The organism is Niallia sp. 01092, from assembly GCF_052318935.1.
Taxonomy (GTDB): domain Bacteria; phylum Bacillota; class Bacilli; order Bacillales; family Cytobacillaceae; genus Niallia.
Window position 1 is genome coordinate 1 of record NZ_JBQRKO010000019.1, and the last position, 26,000, is coordinate 26,000.

26 protein-coding genes and 2 pseudogenes are annotated in these 26,000 nt (G+C 36.6%); 17 read left to right on the forward strand and 11 right to left on the reverse strand.

Features of this window, described 5'->3' with window-relative positions; translation table 11 throughout:
* Positions 1–90: 90 nt before the first annotated feature.
* The 3 genes from ACTXGU_RS16690 (at position 91) to ACTXGU_RS16700 (ending at position 1,931) form a co-directional block, all read left to right on the forward strand.
* On the forward strand, positions 91–333 hold the full coding sequence (locus tag ACTXGU_RS16690) for a processed acidic surface protein (RefSeq protein WP_443482667.1): 243 nt from the start codon (positions 91–93) through the stop codon (positions 331–333).
* Positions 334–486: 153 nt separating this feature from the next.
* Entirely contained in the window at positions 487–1,266 is a 780-nt protein-coding gene (locus ACTXGU_RS16695) for a processed acidic surface protein (protein ID WP_443482755.1), read from the forward strand.
* 2 nt (positions 1,267–1,268) lie between these two features.
* Complete coding sequence (locus tag ACTXGU_RS16700; RefSeq protein WP_443482668.1) at positions 1,269–1,931, forward strand: class D sortase; 663 nt, start codon at positions 1,269–1,271, stop codon at positions 1,929–1,931.
* An 83-nt stretch (positions 1,932–2,014) separates the two neighbouring features.
* Here the strand turns inward: ACTXGU_RS16700 and ACTXGU_RS16705 are convergent, their stop codons facing one another.
* Positions 2,015–2,686, reverse strand: a complete 672-nt coding sequence (locus ACTXGU_RS16705) for a YdeI/OmpD-associated family protein (RefSeq protein WP_443482669.1) — start codon at positions 2,684–2,686, stop codon at positions 2,015–2,017.
* A 209-nt stretch (positions 2,687–2,895) separates the two neighbouring features.
* Between ACTXGU_RS16705 and guaC the strand changes: the two genes are divergently transcribed.
* Together guaC and ACTXGU_RS16715 are read left to right on the forward strand one after the other, a co-directional pair.
* Complete coding sequence (guaC, locus tag ACTXGU_RS16710) at positions 2,896–3,879, forward strand: GMP reductase (protein WP_443482670.1); 984 nt, start codon at positions 2,896–2,898, stop codon at positions 3,877–3,879.
* 206 nt (positions 3,880–4,085) lie between these two features.
* Positions 4,086–4,943, forward strand: a complete 858-nt coding sequence (locus ACTXGU_RS16715) for a hypothetical protein (protein WP_443482671.1) — start codon at positions 4,086–4,088, stop codon at positions 4,941–4,943.
* Positions 4,944–5,096: 153 nt separating this feature from the next.
* Here the strand turns inward: ACTXGU_RS16715 and ACTXGU_RS16720 are convergent, their stop codons facing one another.
* Complete coding sequence (locus ACTXGU_RS16720; protein WP_443482672.1) at positions 5,097–6,680, reverse strand: AAA family ATPase; 1,584 nt, start codon at positions 6,678–6,680, stop codon at positions 5,097–5,099.
* Positions 6,681–7,399: 719 nt separating this feature from the next.
* Between ACTXGU_RS16720 and ACTXGU_RS16725 the strand changes: the two genes are divergently transcribed.
* Positions 7,400–7,627: a ferredoxin gene (locus ACTXGU_RS16725; protein WP_443482673.1), complete on the forward strand. Its 228-nt coding sequence runs from the start codon at positions 7,400–7,402 to the stop codon at positions 7,625–7,627.
* 88 nt (positions 7,628–7,715) lie between these two features.
* On the opposite strand, the gene ACTXGU_RS16730 is transcribed toward ACTXGU_RS16725, so the two are convergent.
* The 5 genes from ACTXGU_RS16730 to ACTXGU_RS16750 are packed head-to-tail and all read right to left on the reverse strand — an operon-like array spanning position 7,716 to position 11,951.
* Complete coding sequence (locus ACTXGU_RS16730) at positions 7,716–8,537, reverse strand: PHP domain-containing protein (RefSeq protein WP_443482674.1); 822 nt, start codon at positions 8,535–8,537, stop codon at positions 7,716–7,718.
* 22 nt (positions 8,538–8,559) lie between these two features.
* Positions 8,560–9,378: an energy-coupling factor transporter transmembrane component T family protein gene (locus ACTXGU_RS16735; RefSeq protein ID WP_443482675.1), complete on the reverse strand. Its 819-nt coding sequence runs from the start codon at positions 9,376–9,378 to the stop codon at positions 8,560–8,562.
* Positions 9,353–10,294: an energy-coupling factor ABC transporter ATP-binding protein gene (locus ACTXGU_RS16740; protein ID WP_443482676.1), complete on the reverse strand. Its 942-nt coding sequence runs from the start codon at positions 10,292–10,294 to the stop codon at positions 9,353–9,355. Before ACTXGU_RS16740 ends, ACTXGU_RS16735 begins: the two co-directional genes overlap by 26 nt.
* Positions 10,291–11,082 carry an energy-coupling factor ABC transporter ATP-binding protein gene (locus ACTXGU_RS16745; RefSeq protein ID WP_443482677.1) on the reverse strand — a complete coding sequence of 264 codons (792 nt, stop codon included), beginning with the start codon at positions 11,080–11,082 and terminating at the stop codon, positions 10,291–10,293. Before ACTXGU_RS16745 ends, ACTXGU_RS16740 begins: the two co-directional genes overlap by 4 nt.
* Positions 11,079–11,951, reverse strand: coding sequence for a cell division protein FtsQ (locus tag ACTXGU_RS16750; RefSeq protein ID WP_443482678.1), 873 nt, complete (start codon positions 11,949–11,951; stop codon positions 11,079–11,081). Before ACTXGU_RS16750 ends, ACTXGU_RS16745 begins: the two co-directional genes overlap by 4 nt.
* A 190-nt stretch (positions 11,952–12,141) precedes the next feature.
* Between ACTXGU_RS16750 and ACTXGU_RS16755 the strand changes: the two genes are divergently transcribed.
* The 8 genes from ACTXGU_RS16755 (at position 12,142) to ACTXGU_RS16790 (ending at position 20,074) form a co-directional block, all read left to right on the forward strand.
* Positions 12,142–12,975: a MurR/RpiR family transcriptional regulator gene (locus tag ACTXGU_RS16755; RefSeq protein WP_443482679.1), complete on the forward strand. Its 834-nt coding sequence runs from the start codon at positions 12,142–12,144 to the stop codon at positions 12,973–12,975.
* 243 nt (positions 12,976–13,218) lie between these two features.
* Positions 13,219–13,551 carry a Na-translocating system protein MpsC family protein gene (locus tag ACTXGU_RS16760; RefSeq protein ID WP_443482680.1) on the forward strand — a complete coding sequence of 111 codons (333 nt, stop codon included), beginning with the start codon at positions 13,219–13,221 and terminating at the stop codon, positions 13,549–13,551.
* A gap of 289 nt (positions 13,552–13,840) precedes the next feature.
* Positions 13,841–14,893, forward strand: coding sequence for a Rieske 2Fe-2S domain-containing protein (locus ACTXGU_RS16765; protein WP_443482681.1), 1,053 nt, complete (start codon positions 13,841–13,843; stop codon positions 14,891–14,893).
* A gap of 55 nt (positions 14,894–14,948) precedes the next feature.
* On the forward strand, positions 14,949–15,944 hold the full coding sequence (locus ACTXGU_RS16770; protein ID WP_443482682.1) for an NAD(P)/FAD-dependent oxidoreductase: 996 nt from the start codon (positions 14,949–14,951) through the stop codon (positions 15,942–15,944).
* Positions 15,945–16,248: 304 nt separating this feature from the next.
* Entirely contained in the window at positions 16,249–16,488 is a 240-nt protein-coding gene (locus ACTXGU_RS16775; RefSeq protein WP_443482683.1) for a ferredoxin, read from the forward strand.
* A 130-nt stretch (positions 16,489–16,618) separates the two neighbouring features.
* Positions 16,619–17,629, forward strand: a complete 1,011-nt coding sequence (locus ACTXGU_RS16780) for an aromatic ring-hydroxylating dioxygenase subunit alpha (RefSeq protein WP_443482684.1) — start codon at positions 16,619–16,621, stop codon at positions 17,627–17,629.
* 155 nt (positions 17,630–17,784) lie between these two features.
* Positions 17,785–19,155, forward strand: a complete 1,371-nt coding sequence (locus ACTXGU_RS16785) for an NCS2 family permease (protein ID WP_443482685.1) — start codon at positions 17,785–17,787, stop codon at positions 19,153–19,155.
* Between the two features lie 574 nt (positions 19,156–19,729).
* Positions 19,730–20,074 (forward strand): Na-translocating system protein MpsC family protein, encoded by a 345-nt coding sequence (locus ACTXGU_RS16790; protein ID WP_443482686.1) that lies wholly within the window; start codon positions 19,730–19,732, stop codon positions 20,072–20,074.
* 92 nt (positions 20,075–20,166) lie between these two features.
* On the opposite strand, the gene ACTXGU_RS16795 is transcribed toward ACTXGU_RS16790, so the two are convergent.
* From ACTXGU_RS16795 to ACTXGU_RS16810, 4 genes and pseudogenes are all read right to left on the reverse strand, one after another.
* Complete coding sequence (locus ACTXGU_RS16795) at positions 20,167–20,877, reverse strand: GntR family transcriptional regulator (protein WP_443482687.1); 711 nt, start codon at positions 20,875–20,877, stop codon at positions 20,167–20,169.
* A gap of 122 nt (positions 20,878–20,999) precedes the next feature.
* A pseudogene (locus tag ACTXGU_RS16800) lies at positions 21,000–21,739 on the reverse strand (glycerophosphodiester phosphodiesterase).
* Positions 21,714–22,532 (reverse strand): annotated as a pseudogene (locus tag ACTXGU_RS16805) (inositol monophosphatase family protein). The pseudogenes ACTXGU_RS16800 and ACTXGU_RS16805 overlap by 26 nt, the downstream one beginning before the upstream one ends.
* Before the next feature lie 481 nt (positions 22,533–23,013).
* Positions 23,014–24,225, reverse strand: coding sequence for a chromate transporter (locus tag ACTXGU_RS16810; RefSeq protein ID WP_443482688.1), 1,212 nt, complete (start codon positions 24,223–24,225; stop codon positions 23,014–23,016).
* 245 nt (positions 24,226–24,470) lie between these two features.
* Here ACTXGU_RS16810 and ACTXGU_RS16815 point away from each other — a divergent pair, with 245 nt between their 5' ends.
* Genes ACTXGU_RS16815 through ACTXGU_RS16825 form a run of 3 tightly spaced genes read left to right on the forward strand, consistent with a single transcriptional unit; the run spans position 24,471 to position 25,737 of the window.
* Positions 24,471–24,890 (forward strand): MarR family winged helix-turn-helix transcriptional regulator, encoded by a 420-nt coding sequence (locus tag ACTXGU_RS16815; RefSeq protein ID WP_443482689.1) that lies wholly within the window; start codon positions 24,471–24,473, stop codon positions 24,888–24,890.
* 18 nt (positions 24,891–24,908) lie between these two features.
* Complete coding sequence (locus ACTXGU_RS16820) at positions 24,909–25,301, forward strand: rhodanese-like domain-containing protein (protein ID WP_443482690.1); 393 nt, start codon at positions 24,909–24,911, stop codon at positions 25,299–25,301.
* Between the two features lie 4 nt (positions 25,302–25,305).
* Positions 25,306–25,737: an EVE domain-containing protein gene (locus tag ACTXGU_RS16825; protein WP_443482691.1), complete on the forward strand. Its 432-nt coding sequence runs from the start codon at positions 25,306–25,308 to the stop codon at positions 25,735–25,737.
* The last annotated feature ends 263 nt before the right edge of the window (positions 25,738–26,000 follow it).

Consider the following 26,000-nt stretch of genomic DNA (forward strand, 5'->3'; position numbering starts at 1 on the left):
AGTTTTGTAGAAACACTTTATTGTTTCTAAATCCATTTTTTACAATTATAATAATCTTGAACAAATCTATTTAAAATCTAGGAGGAAACCATGAAGCGCATATTATGTCTATTATCTGCTGTTATGATTGGATTAAGTTTTTCACCTGCTGCAACTTTTGCAATCGAATCTGATGACAAAGATTTAGAACTATTTTTACAAGATATTGGCTGGGATAAACAAGATTACATAGATTATTTAAAAAGCAAAGATTGGAATTTAGAAGAGTTTGAATCTACTGATGACCTAGGCACCCCTATTACGGAAGAATCTATTCAACCTGTCCTCGAGTAGTTCGGATTAGACCGGGAAAAGTTAAATGCTCTTCTTGTTGAAAACGGGGATTTAGAAGAGGGAGAAGATGTATTAGAAGGTACATCCATCCTTTTTAGCGAAGAACTATCTGATTATGTCGACTTTTACTTAAACGGCTCAGAAGGTACTCCGATTGATGATAACAATCTGCAAAAACTTTTAGATACGTATGGCTACAAGTCCAAAGATGAGTTAGAGAAGTTTTTACAAGAACAAAGTGATTCGATAGAAAACTATCAATTCATCGAAGACCTTGAGTATACCGTGGATTATTATCAAAATGGCGGTGGTGACATCGACGAGGAGATGTCAAATCTATTAAATGCAGTCCAATTATCAAAAGAAGAGAAAGAGGAACTATCTGCACATTTTGAAAAGCTTGTTGGAGAAGATCCAGCTTTCATAGAGAAGTTGACAGCACTTGGCGATCGAATGATGGCCTTTGAAAACTTTGATTCTGCTAATGACCTATCCGCTGAACAAATTGCCGAACTTCTAGACATATCAAACAGCATGCTTCATCTTTTACAAGTAAATACAAAATACTATCTTGTACAAGATGGGGAGAAAAAGCCAGTATCTTTTGATTCGTTAATGACCATGACCACTACAAAAGGCGCTGACTTATTAATTGAAATATACAACAACCAAGGAGATTTCCTTGCTGATGTTTTGTTGACTGCCGATATGTTTAAATCCGAACTCATAAAAGAAACAGGAAATGACATAAAGGAAGTGGAGAAAGTAGTATCACATACTCCTGCAAAGGCGAAAACACTTGTTGTTAAAACAGTCAAAGGAGGCAAACTTCCAAATACAGCTTCCGATTACCTGCAAAACACTTTAGTTGGATTAGCATTTGTTTTCATTGGCATCGTTCTATTTCGCCGTATTCTGATTAAAGGAATGTAAAAATGAGAGCAAATAAAAAGAAGATTAGAAGCAAAAAAAGAAGACGTTTTCTGCTTCTTTCTCTATCTGCAGCAATCATTTTGTTTGGAATTTGGTTTAGCGGCACAAATGCTTATACTTTTTTAAAGGGCTACTTCCTTTTTAAAACAGGGCAAGTACACGCTGATGCTGACAAAAAACAACCGAATGAAAAGGTGGAGAAAAAACAGAAAGAAGAAAAAGAACAAGCTTCCCTTTATCCTGAAAGCCCTAAAAAAGGAGAAAACGTCGGGGAGCTGATTATTCCAAAGCTTAATGCTAACCTCCCTATTTTTCATGGAACAGATGAAGAGGAGCTGGAAAAAGGCGTCGGCCATTTTGCAGGAAGTGTTTTACCAGGGGAAAAAGACAATTCTGTGCTTTCAGGCCACCGAGATACCGTCTTTCGAAAACTTGGAGAAGTTGGCAAGGGAGACCTTTTAACGGTAAAAACCTCTGCTGGTGAATTTACGTATAAAGTGAAAAAAGTACGGATTGTCGATAAGGATGATCGAACAGTCATCGTGCCAAAACCAAAAGCGACGCTGACCGTTTCAACCTGCTATCCGTTTAACTTTATCGGAGATGCACCAAGGCGCTATATCCTTGTTGCCGATTTAGTTTCTTCGGAATTGGCTGAAGAGTAGCTGAGTATTATTAAAAAACGTGTCACTTCATTCCAATATGACACGTTTTTTTTTTATCGGAATGCATTCGTTTTAACAAACATTTATTTATTATCTCTACGATAAAGATCCCGACTTTTATATCCTTTCCCTAATATCATCTTCATTTCCTCGCGCCGTTTTTCTTTTGTCGCCTCTTGTTTAGCGCTGTACACATAACGAGCCCAATCTTTACGGTAACCTGGTGTAAGGGATTGATACAATGTCAGCAGCTCGGGAATATCTTGCAAATCTTTTTCTATATGCGGTATTAACTCTATATAATCATCTACACATTGACTTGGTGTTGTTGACTTTTTATGTCGATTTTTGCTATCTTCTTTCAAACCGACAACCGTAAAAACTTCATCCAGTCCTACCATTCGCGCAAATTTTATGTTGCTTGTCCCAACATACCCATCTTCATCTGCACCTAGACCAACTAATAATTCATCACGATGAATAAACGTTGGATATACTTTATTCCCCTTTTTTGGATACGCTGCGAATAAATAGCCATTTTTATTTAGATAGTTTTTTTCAATAACCTTGTTTACAAGCTCTTTTAAAGCATCCATCTCTAGTACAAAAGCAAAAATAAGATCATACTGCTCGTTACTGTTTAACTCAACCTCATAATTCGCTAACGTATCTAAATAATCTGCACCTTCTGGTAAATTGAGGACCGCTGCTTTTTCATATTTTTGCAAATTTAGTTTTTCTACTATTGTTTTCACTTCTACCCCCCCATTCCGTATCCTATCGTTTCTAGTATAAAATTCCTTCTTTTCATTCGCAATTATAAGGGTAAATAATATTAAGATCACTTTTTTATACATAAATTACAAAATACTTTGACATATTAATAAAAATAATGTACATTACCAAATGGACGAACAATTTTATATAAACAGTTTAAAATATTCGTGTTTAGGGAGTGTAAACCATGGAAAATGTGTTTGATTATGAAGATATTCAATTAATTCCTGCAAAATGTATTGTGAATAGCCGTTCTGAATGTGATACAACTGTAACATTAGGTAGACATACATTTAAACTGCCTGTCGTACCTGCAAATATGCAAACTATTATAGACGAAAAGATCGCTATTTATTTAGCGGAAAATGGCTACTTCTATATCATGCATCGTTTTCAGCCTGAAAAGCGTATTTCTTTTATTCAAGATATGCAGTCGCGTGGATTACTCGCTTCTATTAGTGTTGGTGTGAAAGAAGAAGAGTATGGTTTCATTCAACAATTAGCAGAAGAAAATCTTATTCCTGATTACATTACAATCGATATTGCACATGGTCATTCAAATGCTGTCATAAAGATGATTCAGCATATAAAACAATACTTGCCTGAAACCTTTGTTATTGCGGGAAATGTAGGAACGCCAGAAGCAGTAAGAGAGTTAGAACATGCAGGGGCAGATGCAACCAAAGTGGGCATTGGACCAGGTAAAGTATGTATTACAAAAATTAAAACAGGATTTGGAACTGGTGGATGGCAATTAGCAGCATTACGTTGGTGTGCAAAAGCAGCAAGCAAGCCGATTATTGCGGATGGAGGCATTCGTACAAATGGTGATATCGCTAAATCCGTTCGATTTGGTGCTTCTATGGTTATGATTGGTTCGTTATTTGCTGGACATGAAGAATCTCCAGGAGAAACATTTGACACAGATGGAAAGCTTTTTAAAGAATACTTTGGTTCTGCTTCGGAATTCCAAAAAGGCGAAAGAAAAAATGTAGAAGGCAAAAAAATGTTTGTCGAGCACAAAGGTTCCCTGCAAGATACGTTGACAGAAATGGAGCAAGATCTTCAATCCTCTATTTCCTATGCTGGAGGAAATAAATTAGAAGCAATCCGCAACGTTGATTATGTAATTGTTAAAAACTCTATCTTTAATGGAGATAAAGTATATTAAAAACACAAAAGAGGCGTAAAATACTATTTTTTAGTATTTTGCGCCTCTTTCAATCTAAAAAATTCACAAAATTTTCTAAATTTATCTCTTTTATATTAGTGAGATAACATGTATAATACGGATTAACTCCTAGTAACCCTCTTATTACCTCTCACTTAGTATTTTTCCTAATTAAAAAAATTGTATAGAAAGTTGGTTGATATTTCATGAAAGATTTTTCTTATTGTTTATGCGGCAGCGGAAAAGCAAAGGAAGATTGTTGTGAACGTACCCCTCAAACAAAAATCATGCTCCATCCTATTGAAAATTCTCAAGAACGCCAAAAATTTTTAAAGAAAATTCAAATTAGTTCTCATTTTAATATGAGGTTTCGTGCTCTCTTTGAATTTTATGGGGATGATTTAATCGAGTATAAACAAGATCATTTTTCAGATGACCATCGCAATGAATTTCTCCGGATATTCTCCAGTTATATGACCGATTATTTAGAAGATAAAATTCCTTCCTCTTGGAAAAAGTGCAAAACTCCCTTTTGGGAAAAACTAATTTTCCTCTATTTTCCTCTCTCTATCAAAATTACGCCAGAAAAAAAAGAAGCAGAAGCATTTATGTCAGAATTGCAGAAATTTAGCCAATGGCTTGATCATCGTGCCAATACAGGATTCTGTAAGGTAATAGGCAAGTATACAGAAGCATTTAATGATCTTAAAGCTTGTGAACAACTGCTAAACCACCTCTTTTTAAGTACTTTTCCGAACATTCACCAAAAAGATTGGGATTATAATCGTGATTTAGAAAAATTAGAAGAAGAGTTCTCCGAGTTTAAAGATACAAAAGACAGTTTATTTGAAGTAACTAGAATCTTTAGCGACACCATTGTATTAACAGATATACATTCTAAACGCATTTATAACATAAAAGGTTTGCCCCTTGATTTAGTCATACCAGGAATGATTTTACATGGCGTAATAGGTAAAAAGGCAAATAATTTATTTTGGAAATGGCATCACACAGACGGTGTTTATCCGCAAAAAGCGAAAAGATACTTTAGTTTTGTCAGCTGACAATTTATGAGAATCCCTGCAATTATTATGTTGAAAACATTTTTGCAATAATAATTCATAACCGATTAAGGATGTATGGAGTTTAAAAGCACATTTTTAGTATGTAAAAAGAGGCCACGATAAGTTGATCATACCAACTTATCGGACAACCTCTTATTCAACACGTTCAGATGAGTTTGCCGCTACTTGATCGATTGCATCAAATACGACATGTACTTTTATCTCTGGTACTTCTTGTCTAGCATGACCGTTTAACTGAATATAAATTTGCTCAATTTCCTCTCCCGTAAGATCGCCGCGCTTCAGTAATTCTTCGGCAATTTCGTGAACAAAGTTTGACTGTTCTTTTATTAACTTTTTGACTTGATTCATTTGGTCATCTAATAACTTATTAATCTTTGGTCGCAATTGCTTTAAGGCATCGGTATGAGATCCTGTTGTTAGCCAACTGAACAGCTCATCACCCATCCCAACCATACCAATATAAGCTCCAGCTAATTGTGTAGCTTGTTGTAGATCGGAAGTGACACCGTTTAATTTCTTCCCTAGGAATTCCTCTTCAGCGGCACGTGCTGCTAAACAAACTTGAATCTCTGCTAACATTTCACTGTCACTGCGGTTATAGCGCTCTTTCGTCGGTTTTGTTGCTGCAAGCCCGAGCGCACCGCCTCTTCGGATAATCGTCACCTTCCACACTCGTTCGTGAGGCTTTAGCAAGTATTGGGCTACCGCATGGCCAGCTTCATGGTAAGCGACATTTCTTTTCTCATCCTCACTCATGGAACGGAGAGGTTGTTTAAGCCCCCACTCATACGTCTCCATAGCATTACGGAAGTCCTCATAGCTGGCGTCTTGGGCACCTCGTTGATGAGCTATTACGATCGACTCATTAACGATATGTTTGATCTGTGCTGGACTATAGCCAATCGTGTCTAAAGCTACTCGATCCGCAGTAAGGGTAGCATCTCGCTTCACCTTTTTAAGATAATATTGGAAGACATCTACCCTTCCATCATAATCTGGTGTATCGACCCAAAGTTTCCGATCGAAACGACCTGGCCGAAGCAATGCTTGGTCTAGGACATCAGGCAGATTGGTTGCTGCAATGGTCAATACCGCTGGTCGATCTGCCTTTTTACGGCGCAGCCCAACTAAACGGAGCAATTTTGCAATCCTTGAGTTATCGATATTCGGCGGGTCCATTTGTAAAAGGAGCTCATTTAGTAGACCTGTGCCGCCGCCCATGCCGAACATTCCACCAGCTGCACCGCCGCCCGACTGACGCGACATTCCAATGGCGTCGACTTCATCGATAAAAATGATGCACGCACCATACACTTTTGCTAACTTTCTAGCTTTTTTATATAGTCCCATCACTTTTAAGTTTCCGACACCAAAAAACATATTTTGAAAACTTGGAGCTGAAGCATATGCAAATGGGACTTGAGCTTCATTGGCAATAACTTGTGCAAGATAAGACTTACCCGTTCCTGGAGGTCCACAAAGCAGCAATCCACGAATCGCTTCGCCACCCATTTGCTTAAATTCCTTCACACCCTTTAAAAGCGTCACGATCCGTTTTGCATTCTCAACGATTTCAGGATTGCCCCGATAATCATCCCAGGAAGAACCAGTCTCTCCCGGTAAAATCCAATACGTTCGTCCTCGAGCCAAAAACCAAAAGAGTGCTACAAATTGAATAATAATAAACACTACAGCAAAAAGTAATTGCAGCAAAACATTGAGAATGCTTAGTGCGACATTCCAGGCTTTTGGACCTCCCGCCCATAATAATATGCCTAAAGCGGCTAAAATGATGAATCTAATAAGGAAAGTACGCCACTTGATCCAATGAAATCTCTTCATGATCTCACTCCCATTCTGAAAATTTAGTTAATTTTTATGTTAGATCATGTCGAGTGGTGACACATATCTAATATAGTTCGTACATGGACACCCCTATATTAAAAGCACCCAATTTCCTTCCCCTTTTCTTCAAAAATCCCCAATATGAAAAAACCATACCTTCAAGTCATTTTTAAGATTCAGAGATTCAATAATTTCTATATTTTAAAAATAGACTTTCTATTCAGTGAAAAAACACTTACTCTTCATACGTGAATACTTATATTCATATGTATTTCATGCGTACTTTTATGCTAATATCGTCAACCATTCTAGTTTCATAATAAAAAGAATAGCCTCCCCATCATGGTTGTAAATAATTATAGTATACCTAAATTAAAAACGTAAGCGAATTGCTTGATAATGTCAGCATTTTTGTGATAAATCGTTTAATTCATTTTTGGCTCCATCTATGTTCTAAAATGAAGTTTCAAAAGATCCTAGAAACTATTCCAAAACATGTTAAAAAATAGCCACAATTTTCCGAAAAAAATTGTCGGTTTTAGAGTTACTATAATTATAGAAAAATCAGTTTGAAAGGAGAATAGATAATGGGGAAATTTACAATCGTTGAAAAAGATACTTGTATTGCTTGCGCAGCATGTGGGGCAATCGCTCCAGAAATCTTTGATTTTGATGAAGACGGCCTAGCTGAAGTTACCCTTGATAATAATACGGGTACCGCAACAGTAGAAGAAGAAATGTATGATGATTTAATGGAAGCGCAAGATAGCTGCCCAGCACAATCCATTAAAATAGAAGATCAGCCATTTTCATAGAACATTTATGTTGTCTGTTGAAAAAAGTGGGAGCTTGAAAATATGTTTCCTAAAAACTCCCACTCATTTACAAAAATCCGAACCTTCTCTAGTCCATTTCTAAAGTAACTGCTTCTTTTTCGCTGTTCTTCTTCTCTTTTGGTGTATATTGAACATCTGCTTTTAACAATTTTTTCAATAAATCTTTTACAAGAGTTGCTGATTTTACTTTTAACTGTAAATCTTGTGAAGTATTTACTTGATAGTTTCCAGAAGCAATACAAGCCTTTAAATCAGCAACATTATTGCATTCCTGCTCAAAATCATTATATACACTGCCATATTGTAAAAATTGATGTGTATCGCTTCCGCCAACAATCGAAAGACCAACCTTCTCTGCAAACGCGGTTAATTTTTCACGATATGGGTCTAGTCCTTGAGCATATAAATCTTTTCCGTTTAGATCAAAGGCATCTAAGCGGCGGAGCTGTTCTACTTTAAGATGATAGAGCGGCGTGCTTTCTCTAAACGGGTGTGCTCCAATCTTTAATACATGATACTGTTCCGCTATATCCATTAGCATATCAAAAGGGATAAAATTGTCTGCCTTTGTGTTGTTATCTAGTAGTTTTCTAATAGATAAAACATCTTCTCTGCTTCCTATAAGCAGAATATGACCAATCTCTTTCACATCTACTTCAATACCAGGAAAAAGCTTAAATCCTTCTATATCATAATATCCATTTTTATATGTGTAATGCTGTTCAAGATAATCATAAATATCAGTAAAACGTTTTGTATTAAAATGCTCAGTCAATGCCAGCGCTGTTAAGCCACTTGCCTTTGCCTCTTTCATCATCTCTTTGAAATATTCAGGCATAAAATTCGATTTTTTCGAAAATTTTACATGACTATGAAAATCTATTCTCATTATTTTAACTCCCTATAGTTTATTAATATAATTTAGCAAAAGTAAACAAGACCACGACATACAATATAGAAATAGCTAGAAAAAGGTAATCACGAGATTGAAGAGACAGATGTGCAAGCTTGATTTTCTTCACCTCAGGTCGGCTAAACGCATAAAAACTTCCCTTTGTTTCTAACGCTTCCACTGTTGTTCTCGCTCTTTTCGCTGTGCTTAAAAGCAACGGATAAAAGGATAATACGGCAATTTTCGAAAAATAAATAATCGAGCGCCAGTACAAAATACCGTTCTTCTTTGGAGCCTTTCCACGTAATCGAAAAGACAGAAATACATGGTGATACTCTTCTAATAAGCTAGGAAGCATGCGGTATCCGTAAGCGATGCTAAAAGATACTTGCCCCGGCACCCCTATCTTAAGAAGACCATTGCTTAATTTTTCAGGATCCATGGAGCAGAACACTGTAATACTTGCTAAAGAAATAATCGAAAGCTTTAAGGTAAGAATCATAAGCGGCAGAATCGCCTGTAAATTCCCTCCAAAAAACCAAGAGGCAATCAATAGATATCCTCCTTGCCCCAACAATCCTAAGCAGAGGATGATGATAATTAATAGTGATACTCTTGACATAAACGTTGTCACAATCATAAAAACAAACAAACCTACTAAGATAGTTTGATTATGAATAAACCAAGGAGCAACTCCGAAGAATAAATACCAGATAAATAGAGTTCGAGGATCTAACTTGGCTAAAAATGTTTCACTATTTCCATATGCTGTATTTAATAGTTCAATCTTTACCTGTTCTACTGATAGTTTTTCAGACAGTTTCCGAGTATACTCCACTTTCTCTTTCCTCCCTCCTCTTAATCGATTGAACAAAATCATCGACGGTATATGCTAGTGGTGACATATTCAGCCTTCTGCTTAACTCTAATATTTGCGGAGACTTAAGCCCTGCTTTCTCTAGTAACTCAACATTGCTGAATACCGTTTCACGGTTTCCATCATGAATAACCTCACCTTCATGTAAGACGATGATTCTATTCGCCCACTCTGCAACAAGCTGCATATCATGCGTAGCAATAATAACCGCACCTACTTGTTCTTTTAACGAGTCGATTAGTTTCGTGATATGCTTGCGTGTTGCAATATCAAGGTTCGCTGTCGGTTCATCTAACAAAATAACAGACGGATTCATTGCAACTCCTATAGCCAATGAGGCTCTTCTTTGTTGGCCGCCGCTCATTAAACGACTGTCCTTGTCTTGTAATTCTGTCAGTTCAAACTGCTCCAGAACTTTATCTACTGTCTTCTCATACCCAGGAATTTTCCGTGCTTTTAAAAAGAACTCCACATCTTTTCGAACACAATCTTCAATAAACATCTCTTCAGGGTTTTGGTAAATATACGTGACAATATCAGCCAACTTCTCAGGTGAAAAGTGGCGAGTATTCATCCCATGTACCATTACATCCCCTTGTTCTGGTTTAACAAGTCCAGTAAGCAGTCGCATTAATGTTGATTTTCCTGCACCATTATTGCCTACTAGTGCGATTAAGTCCCCTCGATGAATATCCAAGCTGTTTCCCTTTAATATCTTTCTTTTAGAACGGTCGATTATTTTATACGAGAAGCTGACATTTTTTATTTCAAGGATTTTCTCTTCCTTATCCTGAACACGGGTATGTTCACTAGGGAGCTCTTCTTGATGATTATTTACAGGCGACTTAAAAACCTCTTCCGCTTCTTCTAACGTCACCGGCAATTTAACTTTTTAAAAGGTTGTAATTGGTACGCTGCTTGTGTAACCTGCGGTGGATATATTTGGCTCATCATAAGCTCCTCTACCGCTGTTAAGGCATCCTTTGTCTGCCTTTTCCAAACAACTTGACCTTTATTCATTAATACGACTTGACTACAGTAATTAGCGATAAATTCCGTGTGATGCTCAATGACAATAATTGTTTTTCCAAAATCTTGATTGAGCTTTTTTAAAATTTTATATATTTCTTCTGCATGGACAGGATCAAGCTGTGCAATAGGCTCATCAATGATCAAGATTTCAGGATCAAGAGACAGTGCACCAGCTAAGGCAAGCTGATGCTTCTGCCCACCGCTTAGCTGCCAAACGAATTCATTATCATGACCATGAAGACCAACTATTTCTAGCGCACGTTTTCCTCTTTCTTTATAATCAGCATAACCAAAATTAAGTGGTGCAAAGCTAGCATCCTCCAACACACGTGGACTAACAAGCTGATTTTCAAAATCCTGATACACATACCCAACATGATGGGAGAGATCAGCCACCTTATGCTCTGTCGTTAATAACCCATTAACGACGACCTTTCCTGAGAAGTCACCTACATAATAATGAGGAATCAGTCCGTTTAGCAATTTACATAGTGTAGACTTCCCACTGCCATTACTGCCTATAATGGCCATAAAATCGCCTTTATTAATAGTCAAAGAGATATCATTTAAAACTGGTTGATCCTCTCCTGGATATCGAAAGGTAACTTGATCTAGTTCGATTTGTACCGTCATAAAGAAATCCTCTCATTAGAACTGTTTTTCTTTTTCATCTTCCGCATGATAACTACTGAGATCACAGCAACAATTGCAGCAGCACCAATACTTACCCAAATAAACCAATCTCCAATCGCTTCAACAAAATCTGCTTCCCACTCGACATTAAAACCAGCCTCAGATAAGTATTCAAATAAAAAGGCAGAGCATGCAAGCAGAATACCGATGATAAATAATTTTGGAGATACTACATCGCTAATTGAATATTTCATCTTGTTATCTCTTGGCTTCATTCCTAGCAACGGCTCAATTTTTCCATATAAACGCGGCACCAAATATACAGTTGGCAAAAGCGCAAAGAATATTCCAGAAAACAAAACATCATTTAAGAAGGAAAAGCCTTCAATAACGACCACACTCTCTGCTAATCCAGGAACAGCCTCTAACTCTTCCACTCCAATCCAAACCTTGCCAATGTCAATCATACCGTTTATTGCCTGATGGATAATAACCCCAGTAATTGCCGCAATACCAACTTGTCTTTTATTTTTAGGATTATTAACAAGAGAACCAGCGATAAACATAGCGAGTGAGAAAACAATAAATTTCTCTAATTCCCCGAATCCGCCAAACTGACCTAGCATAATTTCACCAAAAACTATCTCTCCTAGTGAAGCACCGATTGCCGCATATAACGGGTGGAATAACATACATAATGTCAAAGGAATAAAAGCGAAATACTCAATGGAAAACTCAACTGGGCCAAGATTTACGGACGGAATTAATTCTGTAATCATATTAGATAGCCCGTATAAGGACATAGATAGAATAAATACCATCATTTTTTGGGACTGAGTTAATACATACCTATCTTTTAATTGACTCATTCATCGTTCCTCCTTTAATTGGTTGCTCTTATCGTAAAACACGTACTTTAATAAAATATGGTAGGAACGTAAAACCATTGTAAATTTATTAACTTTTTATAACATTATGTAAAAAAATTATCATTTCTCTATTGAAGAAACTTCGAATCTGCTATGCTAATGTCAAAATCAACTAGTGAGGAGATTTCATTTGCTTACTTTTAATTGGAATACTAAATCGATGTCACCTAGCCAATATAAGATTGCTGATTATATCCAAAAAAATACGCAGCAAGTGCTGCTATCGACGGAGCAAGAAATTGCTGATGCTGTAAGGGTAAGTATTGCTTCTGTTTCCCGCTTTTGGCGCTCAGTCGGCTACAAAAACTTTAAAGATTTCAAAGCGAAAATGGCCTCCCAGCTCGAGGTTTCCCCAGCAGGAAAAATGAAACATGTCATGAGAATGGTAGAAAAAGAAGCGCTTCAATACCATACACTCAATTCATCTATCAATCATCTGTATAAAACGGTGGAGCAATTTAAAGAAAGCACATTTAAACAAGCGGTTAATACGTTAATTTCAGCGCGGACCATTTATTTGCATTGCCCAGGCCCTTCCCTAGGAATAGGAGAATTAATGAAGTATCGCATGTCTAGATACGGGATGGATCTTCGCATTATCCATAAAGGCGGAAGTGAATTGCTCGAAGATTTAATGCATGTTACAAAAGAGGATGTGATTGTCTTATTTGGATTTATCCGTTTGCTTCCTGAAGCACAGGTTATCTTGGATTATGCAAAGCAAACAGGGTACAATACAATAATCATTACAGATCAGCTCGTCTCTGAATTTGCCACTCATGCAGACATCGTATTATTTGCTAGCAGGGGAGATATAAGAGAGTTTCATTCTATGATTGCCCCTACCTTTTTAGTTGAGAATTTAATTATTGCCATTGGAATGGAACATAAAGAAGAGAATGTCAATCGACTAGAACAGCTAAGCAAGCTGAGAAATCGCTATTCAGTGGAGCTGCCAAGATGAATTTAAGATCTCTAACACTTGATTTTTTTAGCAACACAAAATTCAAACAAATACATGATCAAAGCGAAGATGTTTTATTAGGATAATATAAAAAACCATTTTATCTTCATTTAGTATAAATAACACTTTCCATAAAAATGAAATTTTTCAAAAAACATGTTAGAAAACCTAACAAAAAGATTGATTTATTGATAAGCTACTAGTAACATAATTACTTAATGATAGTGATAAAGGTGAAAACAAATGGATTATTCTTTTAAGAAAAAATTAGCTACTCTTTTTAATGACACAAATAAAGAAATTTTTCATGTTGGTGTGCATGAACAAAAGATTAATATAATAGACAATAAAATTCTTATTTTAGCAAAAACACAGCGTGTTCCAGCACTAGATGCTTTAGGTGATGAACATAGCGAGTTGGTGTTAGCACTCGATTCTGCTTTATCTTCTCGATATAAAAAGTTATTAAAAGCAAATTTTGAAGCTATGTTTGATCTAAAAATATCGTCCTTGTTTAGAGATTATGATCCTAATAAAGGAATTTCTTGTACAGTTATTTGTATTGAAAATCAATAACGATATAACATTATTGTAGAGAATGCGTTCAAATCGTTTTTTCTGCAATATTTAACATATTAGTGTGTGTTCAAAAAGGAGGACAATCGGAACGAAGAGGTTCGCAAGCTTATGTTCCCGGACTTTTTGAACAACCTAATATTAAATAGTAGCGGATGCTTAACCTCTGTTTACGGATGGAAAGAGCCGCGAAGACAAAAGAAAGATGTTTTCTGTTTCTTTTGTCTTCGCGGCTCTTTTTTATAACTACAGAGAAAAAATAAATATATTTCAGAAGGGATGAATTACTATGCAAAATAACACGACAGAAACAAAAAAGAGAGATTTACCTCCATTTCCTAGAGACTGTACATTTAGTAAAGAAGATTGGACTGTTTTAAGCAAGTATTGGTACCCTGTTGCACAAAGCTCGGAAGTAACAGAAAAACCACTAGCGGTTAAGCTGCTTGATGTAAACTTAGTTGTTTATCGAACAAAGACTAAAATCGTTGTTGCACGTGATCTCTGTGTTCACCGAGGTACTCCACTTAGCATGGGATGGGTAGAAGACGAGGAAATCGTTTGTCCTTATCATGGATTCCGATTCCATACAGACGGGAAATGCACCTCTATTCCAGCACATCCTGATGCAAAAATAAATCCACGTCTATGCATGGCTGTTTTTCCTGTTGTTGAACGTTTTGGTTTAGTTTGGACCTCTTTAACAGGAGAAGGAGATAATATCCCTTCCTTCGAGGCTTGGGATAATCCAGATTTTCAACAAATTGTTTGTCCGGAATTTGAAATCAAAGGATCTGCTGGAAGACAAATGGAAGGTTTCCTTGATGTAGCTCATTTTGCTTGGGTGCATACGGAATCTTTTGCTGATCGAGAAAATCCATTTGTCCCTCGATACCAAGTTGACAATACAGATTACGGTCTCCATGTAGAATATTTAAGCACCGTTAGCAATTACCCAAAAGCATTACAGCATCGTAATCCGGAAGACTTCAAATGGCTGCGTGTCTTTGATGTTTATCCACCTTTTACAGCTACATTAAAAGTGTACTTCCCTAATGATGGAGAACTATGGATTATGAACGCTGTCTGTCCAGTTTCTGCTAGAGAAACGAAATTATTTGTTCCACTTGCAAGAAACTTTGACAAAGATTCTTCTATCGAGGATGTTTATGCCTTTAATCTGCAAATATTTACAGAAGACAGAGATATGGTAGAAAATCAAAAACCTGAAGATTTACCGCTTGACTTACAAATGGAAACGCATATCATGGCTGATAAAACATCTGTCGCTTATCGAAAAATTCTTATTCAACTAGGTCTTGGAGCAAATTATACAAGTTAATTTGTGACTTAACTTAATTCAACAATAAATTGGCTTCACTTTGGAGGTTTTCAACTTGGAAAATGATAAAAAAATATATGATATTACAATAATTGGAGGAGGACCTATAGGCCTATTTGCTTCTTTTTATGGAGGAATGCGAAATTCATCTGTAAAAATCATTGAGAGCTTGCCTCAACTTGGCGGCCAGCTCTCCACTTTGTATCCTGAAAAATATATTTACGATATAGCAGGATTTCCAAAAATTAGAGCGCAAGAATTAGTCGACAATTTAAAGGAGCAAATGGGACAATTCAATCCGACCATTTGTTTAGAACAAGTCGCTAAAGATCTTGAGATAAAAGATAACGGCACAATAAAGCTCACCACTGATAAAGAAGAACATTTATCACGAACCATTATTATTACTGCTGGAAATGGTGCTTTCCATCCTCGCAAAATCGAGCTGGAAGATGCTGAACAATACGAGAGCGAAAACCTCCATTATTTCATCAACGACTTGGAAAAATTCCGCAACAAAAAAGTGATGATCTGTGGGGGAGGAGATTCCGCTGTTGATTGGGCGCTTATGCTTGAGCCGATCGCAGAAAAAGTCATTCTCGTTCATCGCAGGGAAAAATTCCGCGCGCATGAACACAGTGTAGAACAGCTGCACGCTTCAAACGTTAACATCATGACACCTTATGTACCAGTTGAATTTATCGGCGATGATAATCGCATCACGAAAGTTGTCTTAGAAAAAGTAAAAGAAAACGTGAAAGAAGTGATTGAAGTCGATGATGTCATTGTTAACTATGGCTTTGTATCATCATTAGGCTCTATTAAAGATTGGGGATTGGAAATTGAAAAAAATTCAATTGTTGTCAATTCCCGAATGGAAACGAATATACCAGGAGTCTATGCAGCTGGTGATGTATGTACATTTGATGGAAAAGTAAAGCTAATTGCGACTGGATTTGGTGAAGCACCTACAGCAATCAATAACGCCAAAGCTTACTTAGATCCAAAATCAAGAGTACAGCCGCTTCATAGTACATCCGTTTTTGCTTAATAAAAAAAGTGCAAGCGCCTTGCTCATCCCTGGAGAAAAATGTTCTTCTACCAGGTTTTAACGGGCAGTTTTTAATCCATTCTCCCAATTTTTCAGTATTAATATACTGCCCGTTAAAACCTGGTAATGGAAATACGATGAGCAATATGGCTAATCAATTGTTGACTCACGGAAGCGAGAAGATTTGAAGTACGGCCCTGACCGGCTAATGACGCAAAAGAGGTAAATCGACTAACTACGCACGTCCTGTACGTCGGAGCTAGACAGTTATTATAAATTCTAAATAAAGAAAGGAGTCTGTTATTTGACTAAATTTACAATTGTTGATAAAGATACTTGCATTGCTTGTGGAGCTTGTGGTGCTGCTGCTCCAGAAATTTTTGATTATGATGAGGAAGGGTTAGCGGAAGTTATTCTTGATAACAATATGGGAACTGCAGAAGTAGAAGATGACTTACATGATGATTTATTGGATGCACGAGACGGTTGTCCAACGGAATCTATTAAAGTTGCTGATGAACCATTTAACGGAAATCCAGAGTAAAAAAGGATACGGAGCTGCACCTATTTTAACAGTATTGATATAAATAGGGTGCTCCGCTGACTAAAAAAGAGCGAATTTTCTTTATATTCACTTTGTTAATGTTCAATATTTAGATATGGAGGTATATAGAATGTTTAAAGATCCAGTATTAGCAAAATTTTGGCAGCCCGCTGCTTATTCTCATGAACTAACAGATAAGCCGATGCAAGTATATGTTTTAGGTGAACGTATTGTCCTATTTCGAACAAGCAAAGGTGTTCAAGCTTTTAAAGATTTGTGCATCCACCGTGGAGCTGAATTATCATTAGGAAAAGTCGTACATGATTGCATTGTTTGTCCATATCATGGCTGGGAATACAATACGGATGGTAAATGTGTAAAGATTCCACAACAGCCGCCTACTCGTGTCATTCCACCGAAGGCAAAAGCCGTTGTCTATAGCTGTACTGAAAAATATGGACTCATATGGGTAAAACTAAGCGATGATGCATCTGATGGTGAATTTCCATTCCCAGAATACGTCGAGTATGATGATCCAACATTTAAGACCGTCTGTGCCAATCCACATACGATGAATGCTGCCGCTCCAAGAGTAGTAGAGAACTTTTTAGATGTTAGTCACCTGGCATTTGTTCATGAAGGCATTCTCGGAGACTCGAATTATGCGGAAATCCCTGACTACAAAGCTCATTGGCGCGAAGATCGAATTGTTACAGATGAGATTCCTGTATATGCAGATGCAGATGGAACAGGCAATTATGCGACCATCCATTATACGTTTGAAGTATTAAGCCCGACAGTAGCTCGATTAAAGAAAGTAAATTATGAATCAAAAGAAATTTTCGCTATGTTGTTTGCTGCTCGTCCTGAACAAGAACGAAAATCTACAGTACTTGCTTTGGTTTCAAGAAACTATTCATTTGATGCATCCGATCAATATTTCGTTGATTTTCAACAAACCATCATTGAACAAGATACGGCGGTCGTTGAAAGTCAAAAACCAGAGGAGCTGCCGCTTGACTTACAAGAAGAGCTGCATTTAACACCAGACAAACTTAGTATTGCGTATAGAAGATGGCTTGCGGAATTAGGCGTTACTTTCGGCAGCGATGTTGGCCGTAAAAAGGAACGTATTAACTGAATATTCATATAAACATGTGCTTTTATACAATGTTATCAACTTGGTTTTATTAGACAAAAGATTCAAACACGGATGTTATTTAGCACATTAAGTGTAATTAAGTCTACAATATTACTTTTTCCATTCTAAATGATTAAAGGAGAATAATAGATATCATGCCGTTGAATAGAAAATTGGAGACGAAAAATGTTGAAGTAATAAAACCATCCAATCCTTACTGGTTAGATAAGCTTTTTCAATTAACGAAACGGAAAACGAATGTAAAAACGGAAATTCTTGCAGGTATTACGACATTTATGACGATGAGTTATATCATTTTTGTCAACCCAACTATTTTATCTGATGCAGGAATACCAAAAGAAGCAGCAATTGCTGCCACCATTTTTGCTAGTGTATTTGCAACTCTTCTGATGGCCTTATGGGCTAATATGCCAATTGCAGTAGCACCAGGAATGGGACTTAATGCTTTTTTTGCTTATACTGTCGTACTAGGTCAAGGTTTAACTTGGCAAACAGGATTAGGCGCCGTTTTTATTTCAGGGATGGTATTTTTTATTCTTACGATAACCGGTTTACGCAAGAAAATAATTGACGGGATTCCTCCTGTCTTAAAAAGTGCTATTGCTGTCGGGATAGGATTATTTATCGCCTTTATCGGTTTTAAACAAGCTGGCATTATTGTAAGTAATGAGGCAACTTTTGTTTCACTTGGGCAAATTACAAAACCTGCACCTTTGCTTGCTTTAATTGGTTTTATTATCGTAACCGTTTTAACTGCTCGAAATATTAAGGGAGCAGCCATTATTAGCATCTTGCTAGTATCAATTTCTGGGATGATTTTAGGAATTGTAGAAACACCAAAAAATATTAATAGCATTATGTCATTTTCACTTCCAAGTATCTCTGAAACATTTTTACAAATGGATATTAAAGCTGCTGTCCAGTACGGTCTCTTTTCTATTATTTTTTCATTCACCCTCGTGGAACTATTTGATAATTTAGGCTCTATGATTGGATTATCCAAGAAAGCTGGATTGATGAATAAAGAAGGCGAGATTGAAGGGTTGGATAAAGCGCTTATGGCAGATTCTATCGCTACGATGGCAAGCGCTGCAATGGGTACTACAGCAATGAATGCATATGTAGAAAATGCAACTGGTATTGCTGAAGGAGGAAAAACAGGGCTTAAAGCGCTGGTAGTAGCATTCCTTTTCTTGTTGAGTATTTTGTTTACACCATTAATCAGCATTATTCCAGCGTTTGCAACAGCTCCTATTTTAATCATGGTTGGAGCATTTATGCTAACAGAAATAAAGAATATCTCCTTGGATGACTTAACTGATGCTGTACCTGCTTTTCTTACCATTATTCTTATGCCATTAACCTTTAGTATCGGAGAAGGGCTAGCATTCGGTTTCTTATCCTATACTTTCATTAAATTATTGACAGGGAAAGCGAAAGAGATTCACTGGATTATGTATGTTATCAGTGCCGCTTTTATTGTGAACTTCATTTTTCATGTTTGAAAAAACTTCTTTAAGGTAGACCTGAAGCTTGTAGAAAACGTCCATTATTAGAGGGCGAATCTACAAGCTTTTTAAAAGAAAGGCTCTGTTAAATTTCAGTGTTGATTTATAATGGTCAGGAAATTCACTCGCTTTCCGCGAACGAACTGGCAAGCCTTCCTCGTTCGTACCTCACTGCGGGGTCTTTCCATCCCGTTTTTCCGCAGGTGTCTCGCAAATTTCCTTCCAAAATCAACATTATCGTTTAACAGAGACACCCATACTAATAAAAATTCGCACCATGGGGATGAAAATAAGTAGTGTTCATTCAGCATGAAGATATAAGGAGTTAGAGCTAAGAATGATATTGGTTTGGAGAAGCGTTCGCTCGACTCCTGCGGGATTAGCGAGACAGGCGAGACCCCGCAGAGGAGGCTCGGCGCTCGCCCCGCGGAAAGCGAGTGATAAGCTTCGGAAAACCCCTTTTAACAGAGCTTATTTTCAGGGTAGCCAAAAGAAACTAAAAAATGGACACTAGATGAGTTTGTTAAATTTAAATTGATTCAGAAAACATTATTTTAAAAGGTGAAAACAGATGTATTCTATCTCTAAAAAGAAAATTGCTAGTATTTACAATGAAATTAATCAAGAAATTTTTAGTTTTGGTGTGCATGATCAAAAGATCGAAATAGTCGGCAACAGCATAATTATTTTGGCAAGAACAAAGCGTGTTCCAGCATTAAATGCTTTAAGTGGAAATCATCATGATGAACTAATCTTCGCTCTAGATTCTGCATTGTCAACAAGATACAAAAAACGATTAAAAGAAACATTCGAACAAATATTTGATATAAACGTAACCGACTTATTTAGAGATTATAATCCAAGCACTGAAAGTTCCTGTACCGTTATTTGTTTTGATAAACCACTAGGTAAGTAACATTGTTTGCAACGCACATAGACGGAAACTCCCACCTGCGCTTTATTTACAGGTGGGAGTTTATTAATCATATTCACTGGAATATCAATCTATCATTTTTGTCTTCTCACCCAAAAATTAAAGATATCATTCCTTAAGTAGTCTAATGAATACATCACTTGTTGATTTTTTTCATTATAGTTAAGATTCTTAAGTAATAAAACAGTTGTATCTGGCGTACACATCAATTTTTGTACATGTTTATTTGAAGATAGCGGCACAACAATTTCTGTATCAGCATGCAAAATCGAGATTCCACATTCCTTTTGCAAAAATTGCAACAAGGAGCCTGAAAATGGAATTCTCTCAAACACGTCGCCTACAATTGCCTTTGGTAATATATTAATAGATGATGCTACTGGCTCCTGATCTGCCGTTCGAATTCGTTTTAAGATGTATACAGGATCTCCCTCTTGAATTCCTAATTTTTCAGCCCAATCTTTTCGGCAGCTTTCTAAAACAATACTCTCCTTTCGTTCTCCCTCCGTCAAACCTGCATACTTAATCAAGTTTCCTATACTTTGCAATTTTTCCATGCTGCTAGGAATACTAGTAGGCGGTTTAATAACAAAAGTTCCAACGCCATGCTTTACTAACAATTTTCTTTCTTGCTCTAATAATTTAACAGCCGATCGAAACGTATCTCTGCTGACACCGAAAAATTTAGCCATATTATATTCTGAAGGGAGCTTTTCTCCTATTTTAAGTTCCCCATCCTTTATCATCTTTTCGAGGTCTTCCTTAATATTTAGGTAACTATGCATCTCCTATATACTCCTAAAACGTATCCAACTTTATTAAATACTATTAAATTACTTTTTCCTAAATATAGTATAGCTTACTGAATTATTCCAATCAATTATTGTAAAGGTGATAAAACAAATTACTACCTCGTTAATTTCTTCATTACATCTGGGGTGTTCGTTTCTGCCATATTAATGCCCCATGATTGCATTTCCACCCACTTTTCTGGGTTGTCATTATGACCTCCACAAACTAGGAAGCCTGCTTGATGAAGTGCTTTAATATCTTCTTTTGAATGAAACATCCAAGGGGCATTAAAGAAATCGGCTTTCACTTGCTTGATAACACTAATTGGATCATATAGCTCGCCATATACAATAATGCCTGTTACAACATTGCTGTCCAAATCCTTCATTTTCTTAACAGCCTTGTGATTAAATGACATTACTTGAACTTGATCAATCGTCTGCGTCTTTTTAATGACTTCTAACACTTTCTCTTCCAAATGAGCATATTTTTCTTCCACTTGCTTTAATTCAATGCTGACTCCAATCTGGTCTTTAGACCACTGAAGCACTTCCTCTAAAGTCGGTATTTCCAACCCGGAAAATTCATTTCTAAACCTGCTTCTAGTTGTTTTAGTTCATCAATCGTATAATCTCTTATATTTCCTTTTCCGTTTGTTGTTCTCTCTAGTTTTGAATCATGCATCACGACTGGAACTTCATCTTTTGTTAAATGAACATCAAGTTCTACGTAGTCGGCTCCTAATTCTAATGCTTTTTTAAAGGAAAGCATCGTATTCTCAGGATAATAATGTGATGCCCCTCTATGTGCTCCTACTAATGGTACTTTTTTAGCAAATAGTTCTCTCATGTTCATCTACTCCCGTCATTATATGAATTAGCTGCTTGTGAATATTACCATTTGTTGCTAATACATCCCCTTTTTGCAAATCCAACACGCTTCCATCTGTTCCTGTAATCGTTCCGCCTGCTTCCGTTACGAGAAGAATTCCTGCAGCAATATCCCATGGCGATAATCCTCTTTGCCAGAATCCATCTGCTCTTCCACATGCTACATACGCCAAATCCAAGCTGGCAGATCCTGCGATTTTTATGTTGCGAGATTTTGCAAAGAATTTTGCAAATTCATAACGCAGCGGGCTGTCTGTTGTCTAGTCTGACGCCGCGTAGCCAGTATGCAATAAGCTTTCTCTGAGCGAACGGCTGGAAACCTGCACTTTCTTTCCGTTTAAATAAGCGCCTATTCCGCGTCCAGCAGAAAATAATTCATCTCGATTCGGATCATATATAACTCCTGCAATTGGTTCTCCGTTTTTCACAATTCCAATCGAAACAGAATAATAAGGTTCATCGTGAACAAAGTTAACCGTTCCATCAATCGGATCAACAATCCAACAATACTCAGCCTGACTAATAACGGAAAAATCCTTATCTATCGATTGATTTTCTTCTGATAAAATTGCATGCTCCGGGAATACTTGTTGAATATGACGAATGATTCTTGCTTCACTTTCACGATCAATATCCGTCACTACATCTAAATGGTTTTTCTTGTATTGAACTTTTTCGTAATTTCCTCGATTTTGTACAATCCATTTTCCAGCATCCATTGCAATTTGTTCTGCATTTTTCAACAAGATGTCTAACAATCAAAAGACCCCTCTCTTGCTTTGTCCAATTGAACTCATCTCAAATCCTTGCGTAGAGTCTAATAAGGAATGAGTAGATTATTTCTAGATGGAGAGCAAAAACTGATTTCAAAGAGGTAGTTCAAGTTAAAAATACGCCATTTATCAAAACGCTCTTTTCGTACAGATTGTTGTTATTTACCCCGCAGCCTGAATACACTTCGCTTTCCGCGGACGAGTGCCGAGCCTCCTCGTCGCTATGCCCCTGTGGGGTCTCGCCTTTCTCGCTTTTTCCGCAGGAGCCTACGTGTATTCAGGCTGCTCAGTGCTTCAACCTTGTTTATTATTTAATTCAAAAACAACAAACTTTTAGAAAACAGCCTATCAAAAAAATGCCCCTAATGATTTATTAGGGATAAATAGTAGGCGTATTATTTAGCATTATTTAGAAGAGATGATTAAAACAATAGCCGAAAAGTTATATAGACCAGCATTTAAAGAATCAAAAAAGAATTTTTAGAAGAGACCCGCCAATTGCACCTGTCACAACAATAACCCATGGTGTTAGTTTCCAAAAAACGAGCATGCTGAATAAGATGGCAGCAAATGCAAAATCGATTGGCGATAAAATAGAACTTGTCCAAATCGGCTGATAAAATGCTGCAATTAATATCCCAACTACGGCTGCGTTTACACCCATTAAAGCACCCTTCATTGCAGGATTTCGACGTAATGCATCCCAAAATGGCAACGTACCGAAAACGAGAAGAAATGCTGGCAAGAAAATAGCTACTGTTGCAACTAATCCGCCTAGCCAACCATTCATCACAGCCCCTAAATATGCAGCAAACGTAAACAATGGACCTGGAACTGCTTGTGCTGCACCGTATCCAGCAAGAAAAACTTCTTCATTTAACCATCCAGTTCTTACAAATTCATGTTCCAGCAAGGGCAAGACAACATGCCCTCCACCAAAAACAAGGGAACCAGCCCGATAAAAGCTGTCAAACATAGCAATCCAGAGCAAGGAAGTAGCTTCTCTCAAAATTGGAAGAAGAAGCAGCAATCCAAAAAACAATGCTAAACAAACGATGCCAAATCGGCGTGAAATGAAGAATAGAGTACGAGAATCATCCTCTTCTTGATGCTGTCTATAATAAAAATAACCAACAAAAGCAGACAATAGAATAATTCCTACCTGCGTATATGCTGTTTGCCATACTAACGTAACAACCAATGCGAATAAAGCAATCGCTTTCCGTTTTAAATCTGGTGTCAAACTCTTTGCCATCCCTAAAATAGCATGCGCAACAACCGCTACTGCCACCACTTTTAACCCATGGATCCAGCCAGCATCCCCAATTTCTAATCCTTGTAAAATGATAGCAAAAACAATAAGCGCTATAACAGAAGGCAACGTAAATCCAAGAAAGGAGACGATGCCGCCTAAGACACCAGCACGCATGACCCCAATTCCAATGCCAACTTGGCTGCTTGCAGGACCGGGTAGAAATTGACATAAAGCCACTAAATCACTATAACTTTTTTCATCCATCCATTTCCTTCTGCGTATATATTCTTCATGGAAGTATCCTAAATGTGCAATCGGTCCGCCAAATGATGTTAACCCCAACCTTGTCGAAACGAAGAATATTTCAAACAAAGACAGGACAAAAGCCCTGCGTTGTTGTTTTCTACCTGCTTTTTTATCCATCCGCTAATTTCTCCCTTCCTTTATAAAAACATCTCTAGTCCTTTTTAAATAATTCGTATGATAGCATATAAATTTAACTCTTTACCTAGTAATAAAAAAACTTTACAAACTATTTAAATTTTGTTTAGAAAAACTTACATTTTTCCCCTTTAACTGTTAGATACTAGATTGAGTATTGATATTTACCAATTAATCAGTTAAACTGATTATACGTTAAACTAATTAATTTAGGAGGTGATTTTTATTTGAATAAATTAAGCCATACTTATGGATTTTTGTTAGGAAAAGTTCTACAACAAATGGAAAATAAGTTTGCAGATACGCTAACTCCATTTAATATCGACGCACGACAATATGGAGTACTTTTATTTATTAAAGAAAATCCTTACTCGTCACAAAAACTTATTTCTGAAAAACTAAGGATAGATAGGACAACTATGGTAAGCCATGTTGATCATTTAGAAACATTAGGCTTTGTTGAAAGGACAAAGAATCCTAATGACCGAAGAGCCTATAGTCTCATAATTACAGAAAAAGGAAATAGTGTATTAGAATCATGTTGGGGGTTTTTAACAAGTATAGAATCAAGCGTTTTATCCCCTTTAAACGAAGAAGAAAAACAATTACTTAAAGATATACTTATCAAAATTTGGAGTTCACTATAAGAAATAGGAGGTTATTATATGAATGCACTTGATTATTTTCATACACGTCTAGAAGCAACCATTAGTCCAATGGATTATGTAAAGTCAGTTAAGAAGAGTCCGGAAAAATACTTTTTAATTGATGTAAGAAACGGTCCAGTGGAATTAAGGAATATAACCATTAAAGGTGCCAACGTTATACCCGAACAAGAACTGCATCATCGTTTAAACGAAATACCAAAAGAGAAAGAAATTATTGTTTATTGCTGGGATGTCTGGTGCAATACCGCCGCTAAAGTAGCAACATTTTTATTAGAAAAAGGCTATAAAGTGAAAGAATTAACCGGAGGAATTGCAGCATGGCAAAAAATGAACTTTCCTGTCTCAAAGTCATCACAAGAGGATAGCATATCAGATAATTGCGGGTGTTAAACAAATGCAAGTTAAAACAAAGTATTGGATTGGAGTTGCCTCTCGTGATCATGTATTAAAAGGAGTATGTGGTGGGTTTGCCCAACTTTGTCATGGCAAAGAAGCTCCTTTAAAAAAGATGAGTGCTGGTGATTGGATTATTTATTACTCATCAAAGGAAAGTTTAAATGAAAATACACCCTATCAAAAGTTTACTGCTATAGGAAGAGTTGTTGACGATAAAATCTATCAATTTGATATGGGAAATGGTTTCATACCTTTCCGAAGAAATATAGATTTTATTAATTGTAGCGAAACTTCTATTCATTGGTTAATTCCACATCTTGCTTTTATTAAGAGTAAGAAGCACTGGGGCTACCCCTTCCGTTTTGGGCACTTAGAGGTGAATGAACAAGATTTTAAACTTATATCAAATCAAATGATAAAGGGAGATTAAATTTTTTCTAATCTTCCTTTATCTTTATCATCCATGAACTTTCATACAAACTCTACTAAAATAACAAGCTTGTATAATTTAATTTTTTGGTGTTTTTCCTAATGCTTTATCTAATTTTTCTTCCATTCTATTTAATTGTTCTTTCTTTTTCATTAAAGAACGAACAGAAAATACAATAGCTATAATAGACAAAATAGGCATTAAAAGTACAAATAACTAAAAAATGATGTCCCCGATTTAAACATTTATCTCACCTCATTTTA